Below are 14,729 nucleotides of genomic sequence, written 5' to 3' on the forward strand. Positions count from 1 at the left end.
CCAAATTAACAGCCGGGAGCACCTTCTAGATGAAGATGCTCCCGGCTGTTGCTGTCTGTGGACATGTTGCACTTTTCCGATCTTGAGTAAGTACGGAGCCTGCGTGCGCAAGCCCGTATTTGCACAGCTCCGCTGCTGTGCATCGTTAGAGAGGCGGCCAATAGCGGCAGCAGCAACCAGTACACCTGAGCAGCACACAGCAGCACAGACAGCATGAAAAAAAACCGCCTCCGGGTAAAATACCGGACAGCGGTGTGCAGGCCAATTCTGTATCGTCTGATGAGTGCTTATCTATTGTTCTCTCTTGGATTCGTATATATATGAAAGCTTGCGGATAATTTCTTTCTGCCATTTCTGATCCCCCAGGCTGGTCGCCAAATTAAGAAGATCCAGGTATTCATCAATCCGCTGGGTGTTCTGTGCTGCCGCTGTTCTCATGGACTTTACCCCTTTGTATGAAAATAGATCAGTAGATAATAATGAGAATCATTATCATGTATTCTTATACTTATATTATGCACGACGGATATGAAAATGCAAGATGAAAAATGCTATTTTTCAAGAAAATCTAACGGGTTTCAAAATCAACAACTTGTGTTATAGTACGGGAAACGGGTGATCTGGAATATTCATCCTTTAGTATGGGAGGTAATCAATCTTGGAAACGGAATCCTTATTGAAAGTGGAAGAGCTGGCGCTCAAAAAGTACAAGATTTTCAAGCAAAGCTGGATTCGTTATATCGCTAGAGCGATGCTGGCCAGCATGTTCATTGGCTTTGGGGTTATAGTGGCCTTTAAGACAGGCAACTTCTTCTACATGGAGAAATCCCCGCTGACTTATCCGATGGCGGCCATTACGTTTCCAGCTGCGATCATCTTAATCGCTTATGGCGGCGGTGATCTGTTCACGGGCAACACGTTCTATTATACATATGGAGCGCTGCGCAAGAAGCTGAGATGGACTCAGGTGCTCAAGCTTTGGGGGTCCAGCTACCTTGGCAATATACTCGGAGCCTGCGCCTTTGCCCTGTTGATCCATCTTACCGGTCTATTCGATAGTTCTTCGGTGAACGGATTTCTATTAAGTGTAGTTGAGCATAAAATGCAGGCTCCGACGATGGAGCTCTTCTTTCGGGCTATTCTGTGTAACTGGCTGGTCTGTCTGGCATTCTTCATTCCGATGTCGCTCAGCAGTGACGGAGCCAAAATGTTCGCCATGGTCCTGTTTGTATTCTGTTTCTTCATCTCAGGGTATGAGCACAGCATTGCCAATATGTGTACGTTCGCAATCGCTCTTGTGCTGAATCACCCTGGAACGATTTCATTTGCGGGAGTGGTCAGCAACCTGATTCCGGTTACGCTGGGTAATCTGGTCGGCGGCGTTCTGCTCATGGGCTTTATGTATTATTTTGTGAACAAGCCGTTTATGGAAGATGGCAGTGGTACTCATTAAAAGCGAATCAAAAAGACATGCCTAAGGAAACTTGAGCATGTCTTCATTGTTTGTGAGGGTTATTTCAGAGCCTTCTCTTTGAGGGCCGCATGTTTAGCGGCATAGAAACCTGTCAAACCGGCTACCAAGCTTGGGGGCAGGCTGAACAGAAGAAATCCCCAGCGATCGGTAATCAGACTAATTATTGCGAAAAAAGCAGGTATACCGAACATGATCCCCAGGGCCAGCTTTTGATACTTGCTCACATTCATCGCTCCAATCGTGGACTGTATTAAATAAATTTTACCAGTTCATGAAACGATTATAAACCGTAGATTGAGGAGAAGGGAAATGACAAACCAAGAACTTGCACCGGAATTGTACGAGCTGCTGAATGGGCAGGACTTAAGCAGCAAGCAGCAGGAGGCCCTTGTGCTGATGACAGTAAGTGAAGACGGCTGGCCTCATACCGCCATGATCAGTGTGGGTGAAATTGTTGCAGTCTCGCGAGGCTTGCTGAGGCTTGGATTATGGCCGGGGACGGTCACAACCGGCAATATTCTGCGCACAGGCAAGGCTACTTTAGTTGCATTTTATGAAGGCAAGGCCTTCTACACCCGGCTGCAGCTCCGCCCGCTGTCTGAGCTGACCGGGGCGAAGCATCCCCGACAGCGCTTTGAGGCGGAGGTTATCTCCTGTAAGGCGGACATTGCGAAATACGCCGATATTGTAAGCGGCGTTCAGATTGTCCTCCATGACCCGGAAGCGGTGGTCACCCGCTGGGAGGAGACGGTGGAGGAGCTGCTGAGGTAGCCGGTGGAGCAGCCGCGGCGTTACACGCACAGAGACACCCGCCTGGCGACAACAGACCGGGGACCATCGCACAGAGGAAACTGACCAGAGATAGTGGACCGGGGACCACGGCAGAGTTAAAGTCGCATAGGGATAACGGCACAGAGACCGCGATACAGTGAAAGCAGCACAGGGCCAGCCGCCCGGGAAAAGTCTCCGGGAAAGGGGCGGCATGAGATGTGATATGCCACTGCTTTAGTTGATGATGTATGTATAATATGCTTGGTATACAAGGCAATGTATAGCGTGCTAGTTATAAACCCGGCATGAACAAATTTATAGGCATAAGGTAATCGCTAGGGCTGGCTCAGACATTGAGCCAGTCTTTTCTGCTTTCCTTTCCCACCCAAACAACCCCGTCCGGATATGTTCTGGATGGGCTTGTTTAGGATGGCAGGGGCTTACTGGTGATTCGAACCAGGCTAGTAGGAGATAGTTGTCCAAAAGGAATTGGACCAAAGCGTGCAGGGAAAGGGTTGCCTAATCGCAAAGAAAGCTACATCGAAAGCATATTCTTTGTCTCCGAATTTCCACTGCATACTGCGGTTAAAATCCAAAAATTTGGAAGCGGGCAGCGACCGAAAGTCCAAGCATTCCCCGGAGTTATGACTTGTACCCATAATGTGTGCTTTCTAACTGGTCTTTATAGTCTAGTCCTCTAGTCCAGCCATAGGAGGGCAAGAAGCGGCCACATATGGACAATCGTTGCCCCTCACTGTTTTGGTGTGCATTCCTGCCCCCTCCCAAGCTGCCCCCTCACACCCATTTCCGGCGGTTTTGTTTCTTCTATATCCTTATAGAAAAACCCTATTATCCGAAGCATTGACGATCTCTATTTACGAGTGTAAAGTAATCCTCAACATAAATCACACTAACTTAATAGGAATTGTGTGAATAGAGAAAAAAACAACATATTCGGAGGGTGAACGATGAAGAAGAAATTAGCTTTTTTGACGGCGTTAGGATTATTGGTTGCTGTGATTGCGGGCTGCGGCACCGCCAAGGAGGACACTACAAGCGGAACAGCTAAAGCCGCGAACGGGACAGCAGTGAAGAAGATTATTGTCGGAACAGGAACACAATTCCCTAACGTGTGCTTCATTGATGAGAACGGGAAGCTGACTGGATATGATGTGGAGCTGGTGAAAGAGCTGGATAAGCGTCTACCGGATTATGAATTTGAGTTCCAGACCATGGATTTCTCCAGTCTGCTGCTGAGTCTTGAGACGAAGAAGATTGACTTTGTTGCCCATCAAATGGAGAAGAATCCAGAGCGTGAGGCGAAATATCTGTTCAACAAGGAGCCTTACAGCATCTTCCTCAATAAAGTCGTTGTTCCGAAGACCAATACAGATATCAATTCCATTGATGACCTGAAAGGCAAAAAAGTCATTACGTCAGCGACAAGCAATGAAGCCTATATTTTGCAGGAATACAACAAGAAGAACAAGGATGCCATCAACATCGTCTACTCCAACTCACCTTCCAATGACAGAACGAATCAGATTCTGACAGGCCGGGTGGACGCCACGATCAGCACGGATTTCGCTCTTAGGTCTTTGCCGAACGGTGACAAGTTGAAGACCGTAGGTGATGCGTTAACTCAATCAGATGTACTCTTCGTGCTTCGTAAGGATGAGCAGGATCTGGCGGATAAGCTGGATGAGGCGATCAAAGAGGTGAAGGCGGACGGAACGTTAGCCAAACTGAGTATTAAATGGCTGGGACAAGATTTTACGAAGGATAAATAGCTAGGAAAAAGTGATATGCAGGAGGGCATAACGGAGGGGAAGCTTGGAACTGTAGGAGCTAAAAGCTTTCTGAAAGAAAGCTGCTTCGAAAGCATACGCTCAAGCTTTCTGAAAGAAAGCTGCATCGAAAGCATACGCTTAAGCTTTCTGAAAGAAAGCTGCATCGAAAGCATATTCTTTGTCTCCGGATTTCTACCGCGCAGGTGCGGTAATTAATCGAGAAATCTGGTAACAACAGCGACCGAAAGTCCAAGCATTTCCCGAGAGTTATGACCGCTCCCAAATATGAACATTTAAATTGCGCCAAATATACTTGAAAAATGAATAGATAAGTTGAACTTAAGAATTGCTCATGGGCAAGAGTGTGAAATGATTCTGGAGAAGCGAAGCGTTCGCCTTTGTGACCGGATTTCTACCTAATAAATCAAACAAGAAATCTGGAAGCAACAGCGATCGGAGGAACATTTCACACGGCTGCCTGGCAGTAAATCAATAGTTCAACTTATATAGAAAGGGGCGGTCGTACACTTGGAGACCACGTTCGATATTTCATATGTCTTTGATTTTCTTCCCAAGCTTGCGGCGTACATTCAGATTACCTTGTTCATCGTGATCTGTTCTGTAGTTCTGGGGCTTGCCGTAGGTCTCCTATGGGCCCTGCCCCGCATGTACAACGTACCGGTATTGAAGAATCTGTCGGCGATACTGGTTTCTTTTTTTCGCGGGACCCCGGTACTTATTCTGTTATTCCTGATTTACTACGGCGTGCCTGAGGTACTCAAGCTGGTATCCATTGATGTGACGAGGACTTCCGTTCTCGTCTTCGTCATTCTGACGTATACGCTGAACAGTGGAGCCTATATGTGTGAGATCATCCGGGCTGCCGTAGCCGCGGTAGACCGGGGTCAGGTAGAGGCCGCCTACTCGATAGGCATGACGAAATACCAGGCTTTCACCCGGATCATGCTGCCTCAGGCGCTCGCCGTATCCATGCCGAACTTCGCGAACAAGGTGCTTGCCAATCTGAAAGAGACTTCCCTGGCTTACACACTGGGGACGATGGATATCAGCGGCAAAGCACAGACACTTGGCAGCTCGACCATGCATTTCTTTGAGACATATATAGCTTTATCGCTGATCTATTTCGTCATTTCCATGATCCTGGAGCAGCTGTTCCTCCTCGCAGAGAGAAGGCTCCATAGACATGAAAGACATTATAAGGTCCGAACAGGCTCCAAGCGGAGCCTTCGTTCCAGACAGACAGGTAAGGAGGATGAGGGCTTATTCAGCTCGACCCGCAGTTTATCCTGACAGCATTCTTGGACCTGTTCAAGGCCCTGCCCATGACCCTGCTCATCACCGTAGTGTCTCTGATAGGGGGATTCATTATCGCTGTTCCTGCAGCCCTCGTCCGGATCAACCGGGTGCCGGTACTGAGTCAGATCGCTTCGGTCTATGTCACTGTCATCCGTGGGACACCCATGCTGATGCATCTGTTCCTGATCTATTACGGTCTGCCGATCCTGATTGACAGTGTGTCCCACAAGCTGAATCTTGGCTTCACCTCCGTGTCCATTCCCATTGTGTATTTCGTCTTTATTGCCTTCTCGCTTACGGCAGGGGCTTACATGACAGAAGTGATCCGGGCGGGCATTCAGGCGGTTGACCGGGGCCAGGTTGAAGCGGCTTATTCGGTGGGCATGACGCCTGTACAGACGTTCAAACGTATCGTTCTGCCGCAGGCGCTTGCGGTGAGCCTGCTCAACCTCTCCAGTGAGGTGATCGGCATGCTGCACGGAACGACACTGGCCTTCACCGTATCGATTACGGAGATTAATGGCAGAGCCAATATTGTGGCGTCGACCAACTGGAAGTTTTTTGAGGCGTATATTGCAGCTGCCCTGATGTTCTGGGGCTTAACGGTATTGATCGAACGGGTTACGGCCCGCATTGAGAAGAAGATAAATACGTTCAACCGAGGCGGTGTCGCATGATTGAGATCCGAAACATTACGAAGACATTTGGCAGACAGGAAGTGCTAAAGGGAATCGACCTGACTGTGCATAAAGGCGAAGTTGTGGTCATTCTGGGGCCCAGCGGCTCCGGCAAAACAACACTGCTGCGCTGCCTCAATTTTCTGGAGAAGCCAGATAGCGGCACCGTGGCCATCTCCGGGGATCAGGTCAACTGCAAGCGTCCCACTAAGCAAGAGGTCCATTCCCTGCGCAAAAAAACGGCGATGGTGTTCCAGCACTACAACCTGTTCAAGCATAAGACGGTTCTGGAGAACGTGATGGAGGGACTTGTCATCGTACGCAAGCTGGACAGAGTGGAAGCCAGGGTGAAAAGTATTGAGGTTCTGGAGAAAGTCGGTCTCAGAGACAAGCTGGATATGTATCCGAGCCAGCTCTCAGGGGGACAGCAGCAGCGGGTGGGCATCGCCAGGGCTCTTGCCCTTGAACCTGAAGTTATTCTGTTCGACGAGCCGACCTCCGCGCTGGATCCCGAACTGGTTGGGGAAGTGCTGTCGGTGATTCGCAAAATCGCGGCTGAGGGCATCACCATGATCGTGGTGACCCATGAAATGGGGTTCGCTAGGGATGTATCGAATCATGTAGTCTTCATGGATGACGGGGTAATCGTTGAAGAGGGAAAGCCAAACGAGATCTTCCGATCACCGAAGGAGGAGCGCACGAAACAGTTCCTGAAGCGGATCACGCCGGAACTCACTTATGATATCTAGGACAAAGGGGGAGATTCCTCATGGGAATCCAATTAAGCATTCTGGATCAAAGTCCTATCTTCGGAGATGAGACTCCGGAAGAGGCATTCCAGCATACGGTGGAACTGGCTCAGATCGCTGAGCGGCTGGGGTATTCGAGGTTCTGGGTGTCTGAGCATCATGACGGAGATCGGGTTGCGGGATCATCACCCGAGGTGCTGATCGCTTATTTGCTGGCCAAGACGAACCGGATTCGAATCGGTTCCGGCGGGGTGATGCTGCAGCATTACAGTCCGTATAAAGTCGCGGAGAACTTCAATGTGCTGTCCTCTCTGGCACCCGGCAGAGTGGACCTTGGAATCGGGCGGGCTCCTGGCGGACTGCCAAGGTCAACCCGTGCGCTTCAGCAGGGAGCGGCGGATGGAGGGGACCTAACCGGCAAGCTCAAGGAGCTTAGCGAGTATGTGCACAACCGCCTCAATGAGGATCACCCGCTTGCCGGCCTGCGGGCTACGCCTCTGCCGGGGCAGCCGGCTGAGATCTATCTGCTTGGCGCAAGTTTATCCAGTGCGGAGCTAGCCGCCGAGCTTGGCCTGCCTTATGTGTTTGCCCTGTTCATCAACAGCGATCCTGTGGTGGCTGAGGACGCTTTTGCCGCGTATCATCAGTCCTTCAACTATGCGAACGGCACCAAGCCGCAGCCTATTCTCGCCCTCTCTGTCCTTGTGGCCGAGACAGATGCTGAGGCAGATGAACTGGCCAGCCAGCAGAAGCTGTACCGGGTGTATCTGGACAGCGGCAAGAAGGTTACCGTGGGAAGCCTGGAGCAGGCGGAGGAATTCGGCAGGCAGGCGAATGAGAATTACAGAATAGAAGAACAGCAGGCCGAGATCACCAAGGGCTCGAAAGAGACTGTCCGCCGGAAACTACTAGAGGTAGGAGAACGGTACGGTGTGGTAGAATACATCGTAATTACGGCATTGCAGGATTTCGGCAAGCGGGTGCGCTCATATGAGCTGCTGAAAGAAGCTTTTACCGAGGCTGCGGTCGTACATACGGAGGGTTCTTTCAAGGAGGAGTAAGCATGTCACTAACAGATCAGCTTGTTGCGATACGCCGTGAGCTTCATCAATACCCGGAAGTCGCTCATGAGGAATTCAAGACTACAGAGTCGATCCGCAGATGGCTGACGGAAGCGGGTATCCGAATTCTGGATTTTGGCCTGAAGACCGGGGTGGTTGCCGAGGTAGGTGAAGCTGAAGGGGGGCCGATTATTGCGCTGCGGGCGGATATCGATGCTCTTCCGATCGAGGAGGAGACCGGGCTTGAGTTCGCCTCCAAGATCCCTGGCCGGATGCATGCCTGCGGACATGATTTCCATACAGCTTCGGTACTCGGCGCCGCATACCTGCTCAAGCAGCAGGAGGCTGAGCTTACCGGCCGGGTCCGCTTCATCTTCCAGCCCGCGGAGGAGAAGGCCGAAGGGGCTGAAATTGTGCTGCAGAGCGGTGCGCTTGATGGGGTCAGCGCGATCTTTGGCATGCATAACAAGCCGGATCTGCCGGTGGGCACAGTAGGGATACGTCCAGGGCCGCTGATGGCTGGCGCAGATGGATTCATCATCGAAGTGGAGGGGCTCGGAACACATGCCGCGGTGCCGGAGAACGGGAACGATCCGATTCTGGCCGCTTCCCATATCGTTACAGCACTCCAGTCCATCGTCAGCCGTAATGTAAGCTCCCTGCAAAGTGCGGTAGTTAGCGTAACTCGCTTCCACAGCGGCACGGCTTGGAATGTCGTTCCGGACAAAGCTGTGCTGGACGGCACGATCCGTACGTTTGAACAGGGTGTTCGGACTCGGGTTTTGGCCCGCTTTGAGGAAGTGGTTCACGGTGTGGCGGCCGCCTTTGGCGCCAAGGCAGAGCTGACGTGGGTAAAAGGACCGCCAGCGGTTCACAATGATCCTGCGCTTGAGGAGCTTACCGTGCAGGCTGCGAAGAACGCAGGGCTTCAGGTTGTTCTGACCGATCCGTCTTCAGCTGGAGAGGATTTCGCCTATTATCAGAAGCAGATTCCGGGCTTCTTCGTATTTATGGGGACTTCCGGCAGCCGGGAGTGGCATCATCCGGCCTTTGACCTCGATGAAGCGGCACTGCCGCTGAGCGCCAAGCTTTTCGCGGAGTGGGCGAAGCTCGCTGTCAGCCGCTTCAGCCATACCGCCGTAGGGGAGGGCTAGGCGATTCGCACTTCATACGATGTCATTGTCGTAGGGGCGGGATCCATGGGGATGAGCGCAGGGGCCCATTTGGCCAAACGAGGCGTGAATACTCTCCTTATTGATGCCTTCGATCCTCCTCATCAGGAGGGAAGTCATCACGGGGATACCCGCCTGATCCGGCATGCTTACCATGGAGGCCCTGCTTATATTAACATGGCGATCCGGGCCCATCAGCTGTGGAATGAGCTGGAGGAGGAGACGGATGAGACGCTGCTCGTCCAATCGGGCGTGCTGAACATGTCCTCCCCGGCTGTCTATTCTTATAAGACACGGCTGGAAGAGTCCATAAGTTTAGGGCTGCCGGTTGAGTATCTGGATGCGGATGAAATTCGTAAGCGGTGGCCAGGGATCGTTGTTCCCGAGGACTACATGGCTCTGTATGAACCTCAGGCAGGCTATTTGTATAGTGAGCGCTGTATATCCGCTTATCGCAGATCAGCGGCGGAGGCTGGAGCAGAGCTGCTTGCGAATACCCGGGTAGAGCGATTGGAGGCGAGCCCGCAAGGTGTAACGGTGTATACGTCCAAGGGAATCTTCCATGCGGGTCAGGTCATCCTCAGCGCGGGGGCGTGGTTCAAGACGCTGGAGCCATTTTTGTCCTTGAAAATAAAGCCAGTGCGCAAGGTGGTCGGCTGGTTTCAGCCTTCTAATGCCCAGTTTGATGCGGGCAGATTCCCGGGATTCACGTTGAATACACCGGAAGGGGGATTCTACGGCTTCCCTAGCCTGGATGGAGCTGGTCTCAAGATTGGCCGGCATGACGGAGGATTACCGTGGAATCCGGGTGAGCCGATTGCCCCGTTCGGCAGCTGTGAAGAGGACGAGAGGGATCTGCGCAGAGCACTGGAGAATTATATGCCTGAGGCGGCAGGCGCGCTGAACCGCGGCTTGGTCTGTAAATATGAATTAACTCCGGATGAGGATTTTATTATCGATCGTCATCCTGTTCATTCCAATGTGCTGATCGCCGGAGGCTTCTCGGGGCATGGCTTCAAATTCGCAAGTGTAGTCGGCGAAATTCTCGCTGATCTTGTGACTAGGGGAGCTGCGTCGTTGGATATCGGGCTATTCTCTATTAGCAGATTCGAATAGGAACCGTTTAGCGGATTTATTAGAAGCATGTAGCGGATTCAATAGAAAATACAAAAGACGTGAAGCAGCGAGCCGTGAGGCTCGTTTTTTTGTTGTGCTAAGGCTTGGTGGCGCGAAACAGAGGACTTTTGATCCGATTATCTGGATATGTGCTAAAAATTAGCATTTTTGAGCCGATATTAAATAATAGACTGTGCTTTGTGTCAGACCTTCTTATGACAATAAGCTCGTAGGAAAACAGACTTAGAATGCCATGGAAGAAGGAACAGGAATGGACAGGATCAATCTCATTGTATTATTTAATATTGTATTTGTGCTGGTTACAGCATCAGGTTTTCTAGTACTGAGATATCATATTAAGCGGCTTCGTATGAGTGAAGAACGTTTTCAGGTCTCTACGAAGGGCTCTGGTGCCGTGATCTGGGATACGGTTTTTCCAGGCGGAGTGTATTATGTCTCCGAGAGATGGTACGAGATTATGGGGTATGGCTTCGGAGAAGTGGACGGGAGACTGGAGGTCTGGGAGCAGCTTGTTCATCCGGACGATATAGCTGTGGTTCGGCGTGCCAGGCAGGAGCATCTGGAAGGCAAGACCCCTGTCTATAATACGGAATACCGGATGCGGAAGAAGGATGGGGGCTACCTGTGGTTCTCTGTGCGCGGTCAAGCGACATGGAGGGCCAATGGACGTCAGATCCGGTTCGCAGGCTCAATGATTGATGTTACGGAGAAAAAGCTCTATGAACTGCGTCTCCAGCAAAGCTATAACGAGCTCAAAACCAGTGAGGAGAATTATCGCCTTCTTGTCGACGCGGTGAACGACGGGATCTGGGAGATGGACTATGAGAAGAAGGAGCTGCACTTGTCTCCCCGGCTTATAGACATGCTTGGATGTGCGGATCAGCCGAATTTCAACATGCGCCGTCTGTTCCAGCGGATTCATCCAGATGACCGGGGAAGGCTTAAATTGGCTGCGTTAAGACACATCAAGCAGAAGACGGATTACTTCCAGGCTGAATACCGTTTAAGACAGGACAGCGGCAGATACAACTGGTACATGGGACGGGGGAAGGCGCTGTTCAATGAACGAGGTGAGGTATATAGGCTTGCCGGCTCTAATACGGATATTCACAAAATGAAGCAGGTGCAGGAGGAGCTGCACAAGCTGGCGTATTATGATTCGCTCAGTGGACTGCCGAACCGGCTGTATATGCTTGAGGACCTGGACCTTTTCTTCAGAGAACCGGAAGGTCTGGCCGCTATATTCTTCATTGATATGGATAACTTTAAGTTCATCAATGATACACTGGGGCACAAGTCCGGAGACATGCTGATTCGCCAGGTGAGTCAGAAGCTGGCTACGCTGCTGCCCCTTGAAGGAATGCTGTACCGCCTGGCCGGGGACGAATTCGTCTACTTTATCAAGAATATGGAGAACAAGGAAGCTGTACTGTCGATTGCAGATAAGCTGATCGACAAATTCAAGCAGCCTATCCGGATTAACTCAAGCAATATATACGCCACCATAAGTATCGGGGTCGCCTGTTACCCTGAAGACGGCGAAGACACGGAAGAGCTGCTTAAGAATGCCGATGTGGCTATGTACAGATCGAAGAAGGCAGGGAAAGGCGTCTTCACAATGTATAACAAGACGATGCACTCGGCCCTCGCCGAGCGGATGATTATAGACAAGCATCTCAGGAACGCGCTTGCCCAGGACGAATTCCAGCTGCAATATCAGCCGCAGATGAATGTACAGACAGGCCGGATTGTTGGCTTTGAAGCTCTGCTGCGCTGGCATAATCCAGAGCTTGGAATGGTCTCCCCTATGCTGTTCATCCCGGTGGCAGAGGATAGCCGTACCATCATTTCCATTGGACAATGGGTGATGATGACAGCGTGTACATTCATGCGCCGAATCCATGAGATGGGACACCCGGATTGCAGGATTTCCGTCAATATTTCCGTGATTCAGATGGTTCAAGAGGATTTCGTAACGATGGTGCTTGATATTCTGGAAGATACGGGACTTACTCCGCAGTATCTGGAGCTGGAGATTACCGAATCCATCTTCATGGAATCCTATGAGCCGATTATTCATAAGCTGGAAATTCTGCGCTCACTTGGAGTTCGCATTGCACTGGATGATTTCGGGACCGGATACTCTTCCCTAAGCTATCTGAAGCAGCTGCCGATCTCCACACTCAAGATTGATAAGGGATTTATAGACAACCTGCCCGAAGAGGACAAGAATCGTTCCCTGACTGAGGCAATGATTGAGATTGGACACAAGATGGGTCTGGAAGTCGTTGCCGAAGGCGTAGAGAGTCACGAGCAGCTCGCTTACCTGAAGGAGCACGGATGTGATCTCATTCAGGGGTATTTCCTAAGTAAGCCTGTTGATGAGGATAAGGTTGAGGGACTGCTTGTGCGGTATTAGCGGTAATGTAGTAAACGTTACAGCAGTATTATTAAAAGGTAGTTCTAGAAGACTACTATTCTTCGAAGAGCGACTTTGTTCGTTAAGGATATACAGTATAAGCTCAGAGAAAGAGACTGCTCCAGTTGGTAAGCTTCCCATATAGCCAGGTGAATAATAGAAGCCTGTTGCTGTGTGGCGAACATATCAAACTACTGGGGTCAGTCTCTTTTGCTTGGTCTTATTGTCACGAGATCAGAAGAAAGAGATATAATAAAGTGGCAGTTGACTCTACTCCGCCTGAGGCAAAGGAGGGGACACTTCATGCAACAACGCAATGAAGCGGCCATGGAATACTTGAAGACAGCTGCTGTCTCTGAAAGAAATGTACAGTTCAGAGAAGCAATAAACGCTCTGGATTATCGCTATATAAAAGCCGGGGATGTTCATGTTCTGGCAGACATCTACTTTAAGCTAAAAGACATGGCTCTACGAAATAAACTACTTGGCTGTTTCATGCATTTATCGTATCCTGAGCTGGGGCTTAAGCCATTTTTCCAGGATGCCTATAAAAAAGAACGATATCTCGACATGAAGCCCAAAGCTGTTCGTGGTCTCGCGAATTATGCCACAGAGCCTGAAATTGAGCGGACTATGAAGCACTTCATGAAGCTGTTGATGAAAAGACCGGAACATACCCCCTACAACTATCAGGAATATGAATTTTTGCATTCTGCCAGCGGACTTCCGTATCTGATCAAGAAGTACGGTTATGCATGCTTTGAGCAGGCTCTTAGGCAGGAGGAGCAGCAGTATAATGAAATGCCCGACGCATTCAAGGGACATCATACCTATGATGAAGATGGCAATTTCATAGTTCTGAGAAGTGCAGATGAAGTTCAGACAATGCTGAATAAGTTCTCTTCATCAAATACGATCTGATGGATTAGTTCTTTACATATGAGATTGTGTGCATGTAATAAGGGTCATCCTCTTCGTCTGAGTTCAGATTCGTCAAGTTGATTGAAACTGAGAATGAGGTGGACTTATACGTGGCCTCGAGGTTGAGGTCGCCATTAGTAAGCGAGGTTGCCAGTAAATCATAGTCGTACTTGGAGAACTCCTCAGCATGTTGCGTTTGAACATCCTCTTCAGAATACCAGACAACGTCATTGGCCTCGGAGCCTTTATTGTATACCTTATCGAGGTAGACTTTATCCTGCTTATAAGCAGCCAAAGCTGCATCGAAATCAGAGGAGTAGTTATCGAACATGAACATAACATCGTTCAGCTTCCCGTTCTTGAAGCCATAGCTGATGCTGCCTCTCGTACCGTTCGGGAGTGTGACGTCATAATAGGTCAGATTGTCATTGCCGTCCCCGTCTTTGCCTGCTTCTGACAGCTTATTCTTCTCAAGCTTTTTCACTTGATCGGGTGTCAATCCAAAGTTCAGCTGGAAAAAGTGATCCACTACAGCAGCTTTACCTATTTGAACAATATTGTTCACCTTGTCGTCAACCGTGGGCATCTTAATCGTTTCGGTCATAAATATCAACGGTATGTACACTGTGCTGCCGATCAATTTTGGAGAAAGGGTCAAGACCTTTTTCTGCCCGTTCACGATGGCGCTTTTACCGCCGACTGTGAATTTGATCGTGGTACTTGCTCTCTTGAGAATATGCATCTTTGCCTTAGCGTCGTAAGAGGCCGTGTATCCCAGGGCTCCGAATACTGCTTTGTAAGGCACATAAACGCCGGTTTTGTCCACGGCAGGGGTAATGTCTGCCATCATACGCTGACCGTTGACAAACAAAACAGGCTTTGCATTTCCAGTTCCAGTGGCGGCTGCCGGAAGTACGAAGGTGACCAATAGAATTAGGGATAGCATGTAGGATACAACTTTCTTCATTAACTAAACGACCTCCCAAAGAGAAAAACGGATCTTTTAAAAGATGATAACGAGCAGGTACTATTATCGTCACTCATCATACTATGTAAATCTAAGGTGAGTCATCAGCTTTATGGGCTGATAACATCATTCATCGATTAAGAGGAATATTTTTTGTATCATCCACAATAACATTTACATACTCGCCAAATTTCTGTTTGATGTCAGCAGCTTGCTTGTCTGACAACTGACCCCTGACCATGATCTGCTCTCTTGACATGTCTAAAGATATGGT

At 49.9% G+C, this 14,729-nt stretch carries 15 protein-coding genes; 11 read left to right on the top strand and 4 right to left on the bottom strand.

Annotated elements, in window-relative coordinates; all coding sequences use genetic code 11:
• Window positions 1-5: 5 nt before the first annotated feature.
• Both ACRRNK_RS01895 and ACRRNK_RS01900 read right to left on the bottom strand, forming a co-directional pair.
• Window positions 6-215: a hypothetical protein gene (locus ACRRNK_RS01895; protein WP_433945140.1), complete on the bottom strand. Its 210-nt coding sequence runs from the start codon at window positions 213-215 to the stop codon at window positions 6-8.
• Window positions 216-291: 76 nt separating this feature from the next.
• Window positions 292-438, bottom strand: a complete 147-nt coding sequence (locus ACRRNK_RS01900; RefSeq protein ID WP_433945141.1) for a hypothetical protein — start codon at window positions 436-438, stop codon at window positions 292-294.
• Between the two features lie 220 nt (window positions 439-658).
• On the opposite strand from ACRRNK_RS01900, the gene ACRRNK_RS01905 reads away from it, so the two are divergent.
• Window positions 659-1,453, top strand: coding sequence for a formate/nitrite transporter family protein (locus ACRRNK_RS01905; protein ID WP_433945142.1), 795 nt, complete (start codon window positions 659-661; stop codon window positions 1,451-1,453).
• A 59-nt stretch (window positions 1,454-1,512) separates the two neighbouring features.
• Here the strand turns inward: ACRRNK_RS01905 and ACRRNK_RS01910 are convergent, their stop codons facing one another.
• Complete coding sequence (locus tag ACRRNK_RS01910; protein WP_433945143.1) at window positions 1,513-1,698, bottom strand: hypothetical protein; 186 nt, start codon at window positions 1,696-1,698, stop codon at window positions 1,513-1,515.
• 85 nt (window positions 1,699-1,783) lie between these two features.
• On the opposite strand from ACRRNK_RS01910, the gene ACRRNK_RS01915 reads away from it, so the two are divergent.
• From ACRRNK_RS01915 to ACRRNK_RS01960, 10 genes are all read left to right on the top strand, one after another.
• Window positions 1,784-2,245: a pyridoxamine 5'-phosphate oxidase family protein gene (locus ACRRNK_RS01915; protein ID WP_433945144.1), complete on the top strand. Its 462-nt coding sequence runs from the start codon at window positions 1,784-1,786 to the stop codon at window positions 2,243-2,245.
• 968 nt (window positions 2,246-3,213) lie between these two features.
• Window positions 3,214-4,035: a transporter substrate-binding domain-containing protein gene (locus tag ACRRNK_RS01920; protein ID WP_433945145.1), complete on the top strand. Its 822-nt coding sequence runs from the start codon at window positions 3,214-3,216 to the stop codon at window positions 4,033-4,035.
• Window positions 4,036-4,563: 528 nt separating this feature from the next.
• On the top strand, window positions 4,564-5,346 hold the full coding sequence (locus ACRRNK_RS01925; protein ID WP_433945146.1) for an amino acid ABC transporter permease: 783 nt from the start codon (window positions 4,564-4,566) through the stop codon (window positions 5,344-5,346).
• Window positions 5,319-6,029 (top strand): amino acid ABC transporter permease, encoded by a 711-nt coding sequence (locus ACRRNK_RS01930; RefSeq protein ID WP_433946774.1) that lies wholly within the window; start codon window positions 5,319-5,321, stop codon window positions 6,027-6,029. Before ACRRNK_RS01925 ends, ACRRNK_RS01930 begins: the two co-directional genes overlap by 28 nt.
• Window positions 6,026-6,778 (top strand): amino acid ABC transporter ATP-binding protein, encoded by a 753-nt coding sequence (locus ACRRNK_RS01935; RefSeq protein ID WP_433945147.1) that lies wholly within the window; start codon window positions 6,026-6,028, stop codon window positions 6,776-6,778. Before ACRRNK_RS01930 ends, ACRRNK_RS01935 begins: the two co-directional genes overlap by 4 nt.
• Window positions 6,779-6,798: 20 nt before the next feature.
• Complete coding sequence (locus tag ACRRNK_RS01940) at window positions 6,799-7,839, top strand: LLM class flavin-dependent oxidoreductase (RefSeq protein ID WP_433945148.1); 1,041 nt, start codon at window positions 6,799-6,801, stop codon at window positions 7,837-7,839.
• Between the two features lie 2 nt (window positions 7,840-7,841).
• Complete coding sequence (locus tag ACRRNK_RS01945) at window positions 7,842-8,993, top strand: amidohydrolase (protein ID WP_433945149.1); 1,152 nt, start codon at window positions 7,842-7,844, stop codon at window positions 8,991-8,993.
• A gap of 3 nt (window positions 8,994-8,996) precedes the next feature.
• On the top strand, window positions 8,997-10,127 hold the full coding sequence (solA, locus tag ACRRNK_RS01950) for an N-methyl-L-tryptophan oxidase (protein WP_433946775.1): 1,131 nt from the start codon (window positions 8,997-8,999) through the stop codon (window positions 10,125-10,127).
• Between the two features lie 271 nt (window positions 10,128-10,398).
• Window positions 10,399-12,567, top strand: coding sequence for a putative bifunctional diguanylate cyclase/phosphodiesterase (locus tag ACRRNK_RS01955; RefSeq protein ID WP_433945150.1), 2,169 nt, complete (start codon window positions 10,399-10,401; stop codon window positions 12,565-12,567).
• A gap of 303 nt (window positions 12,568-12,870) precedes the next feature.
• Complete coding sequence (locus ACRRNK_RS01960) at window positions 12,871-13,488, top strand: hypothetical protein (RefSeq protein WP_433945151.1); 618 nt, start codon at window positions 12,871-12,873, stop codon at window positions 13,486-13,488.
• Window positions 13,489-13,492: 4 nt separating this feature from the next.
• Here ACRRNK_RS01960 and ACRRNK_RS01965 read toward each other — a convergent pair whose 3' ends face one another.
• Window positions 13,493-14,455, bottom strand: coding sequence for a copper amine oxidase N-terminal domain-containing protein (locus tag ACRRNK_RS01965; protein WP_433945152.1), 963 nt, complete (start codon window positions 14,453-14,455; stop codon window positions 13,493-13,495).
• Window positions 14,456-14,729 lie beyond the last annotated feature (274 nt).

It is taken from the genome of Paenibacillus sp. SN-8-1, from assembly GCF_050995535.1.
Taxonomy (GTDB): domain Bacteria; phylum Bacillota; class Bacilli; order Paenibacillales; family Paenibacillaceae; genus Fontibacillus.

Bases quoted from the DNA above. Each gene is read 5' to 3' on its own strand.
- ACRRNK_RS01955 (WP_433945150.1), top strand. From the start codon at position 10,399: ATGGACAGGATCAATCTCATTGTATTATTTAATATTGTATTTGTGCTG.
- ACRRNK_RS01900 (WP_433945141.1), bottom strand. From the start codon at position 438: ATGAGAACAGCGGCAGCACAGAACACCCAGCGGATTGATGAATACCTG.
- ACRRNK_RS01920 (WP_433945145.1), top strand. From the start codon at position 3,214: ATGAAGAAGAAATTAGCTTTTTTGACGGCGTTAGGATTATTGGTTGCT.
- ACRRNK_RS01945 (WP_433945149.1), top strand. From the start codon at position 7,842: ATGTCACTAACAGATCAGCTTGTTGCGATACGCCGTGAGCTTCATCAA.
- ACRRNK_RS01935 (WP_433945147.1), top strand. From the start codon at position 6,026: ATGATTGAGATCCGAAACATTACGAAGACATTTGGCAGACAGGAAGTG.
- ACRRNK_RS01960 (WP_433945151.1), top strand. From the start codon at position 12,871: ATGCAACAACGCAATGAAGCGGCCATGGAATACTTGAAGACAGCTGCT.
- ACRRNK_RS01915 (WP_433945144.1), top strand. From the start codon at position 1,784: ATGACAAACCAAGAACTTGCACCGGAATTGTACGAGCTGCTGAATGGG.
- ACRRNK_RS01895 (WP_433945140.1), bottom strand. From the start codon at position 215: ATGCTGTCTGTGCTGCTGTGTGCTGCTCAGGTGTACTGGTTGCTGCTG.
- ACRRNK_RS01940 (WP_433945148.1), top strand. From the start codon at position 6,799: ATGGGAATCCAATTAAGCATTCTGGATCAAAGTCCTATCTTCGGAGAT.
- ACRRNK_RS01965 (WP_433945152.1), bottom strand. From the start codon at position 14,455: ATGAAGAAAGTTGTATCCTACATGCTATCCCTAATTCTATTGGTCACC.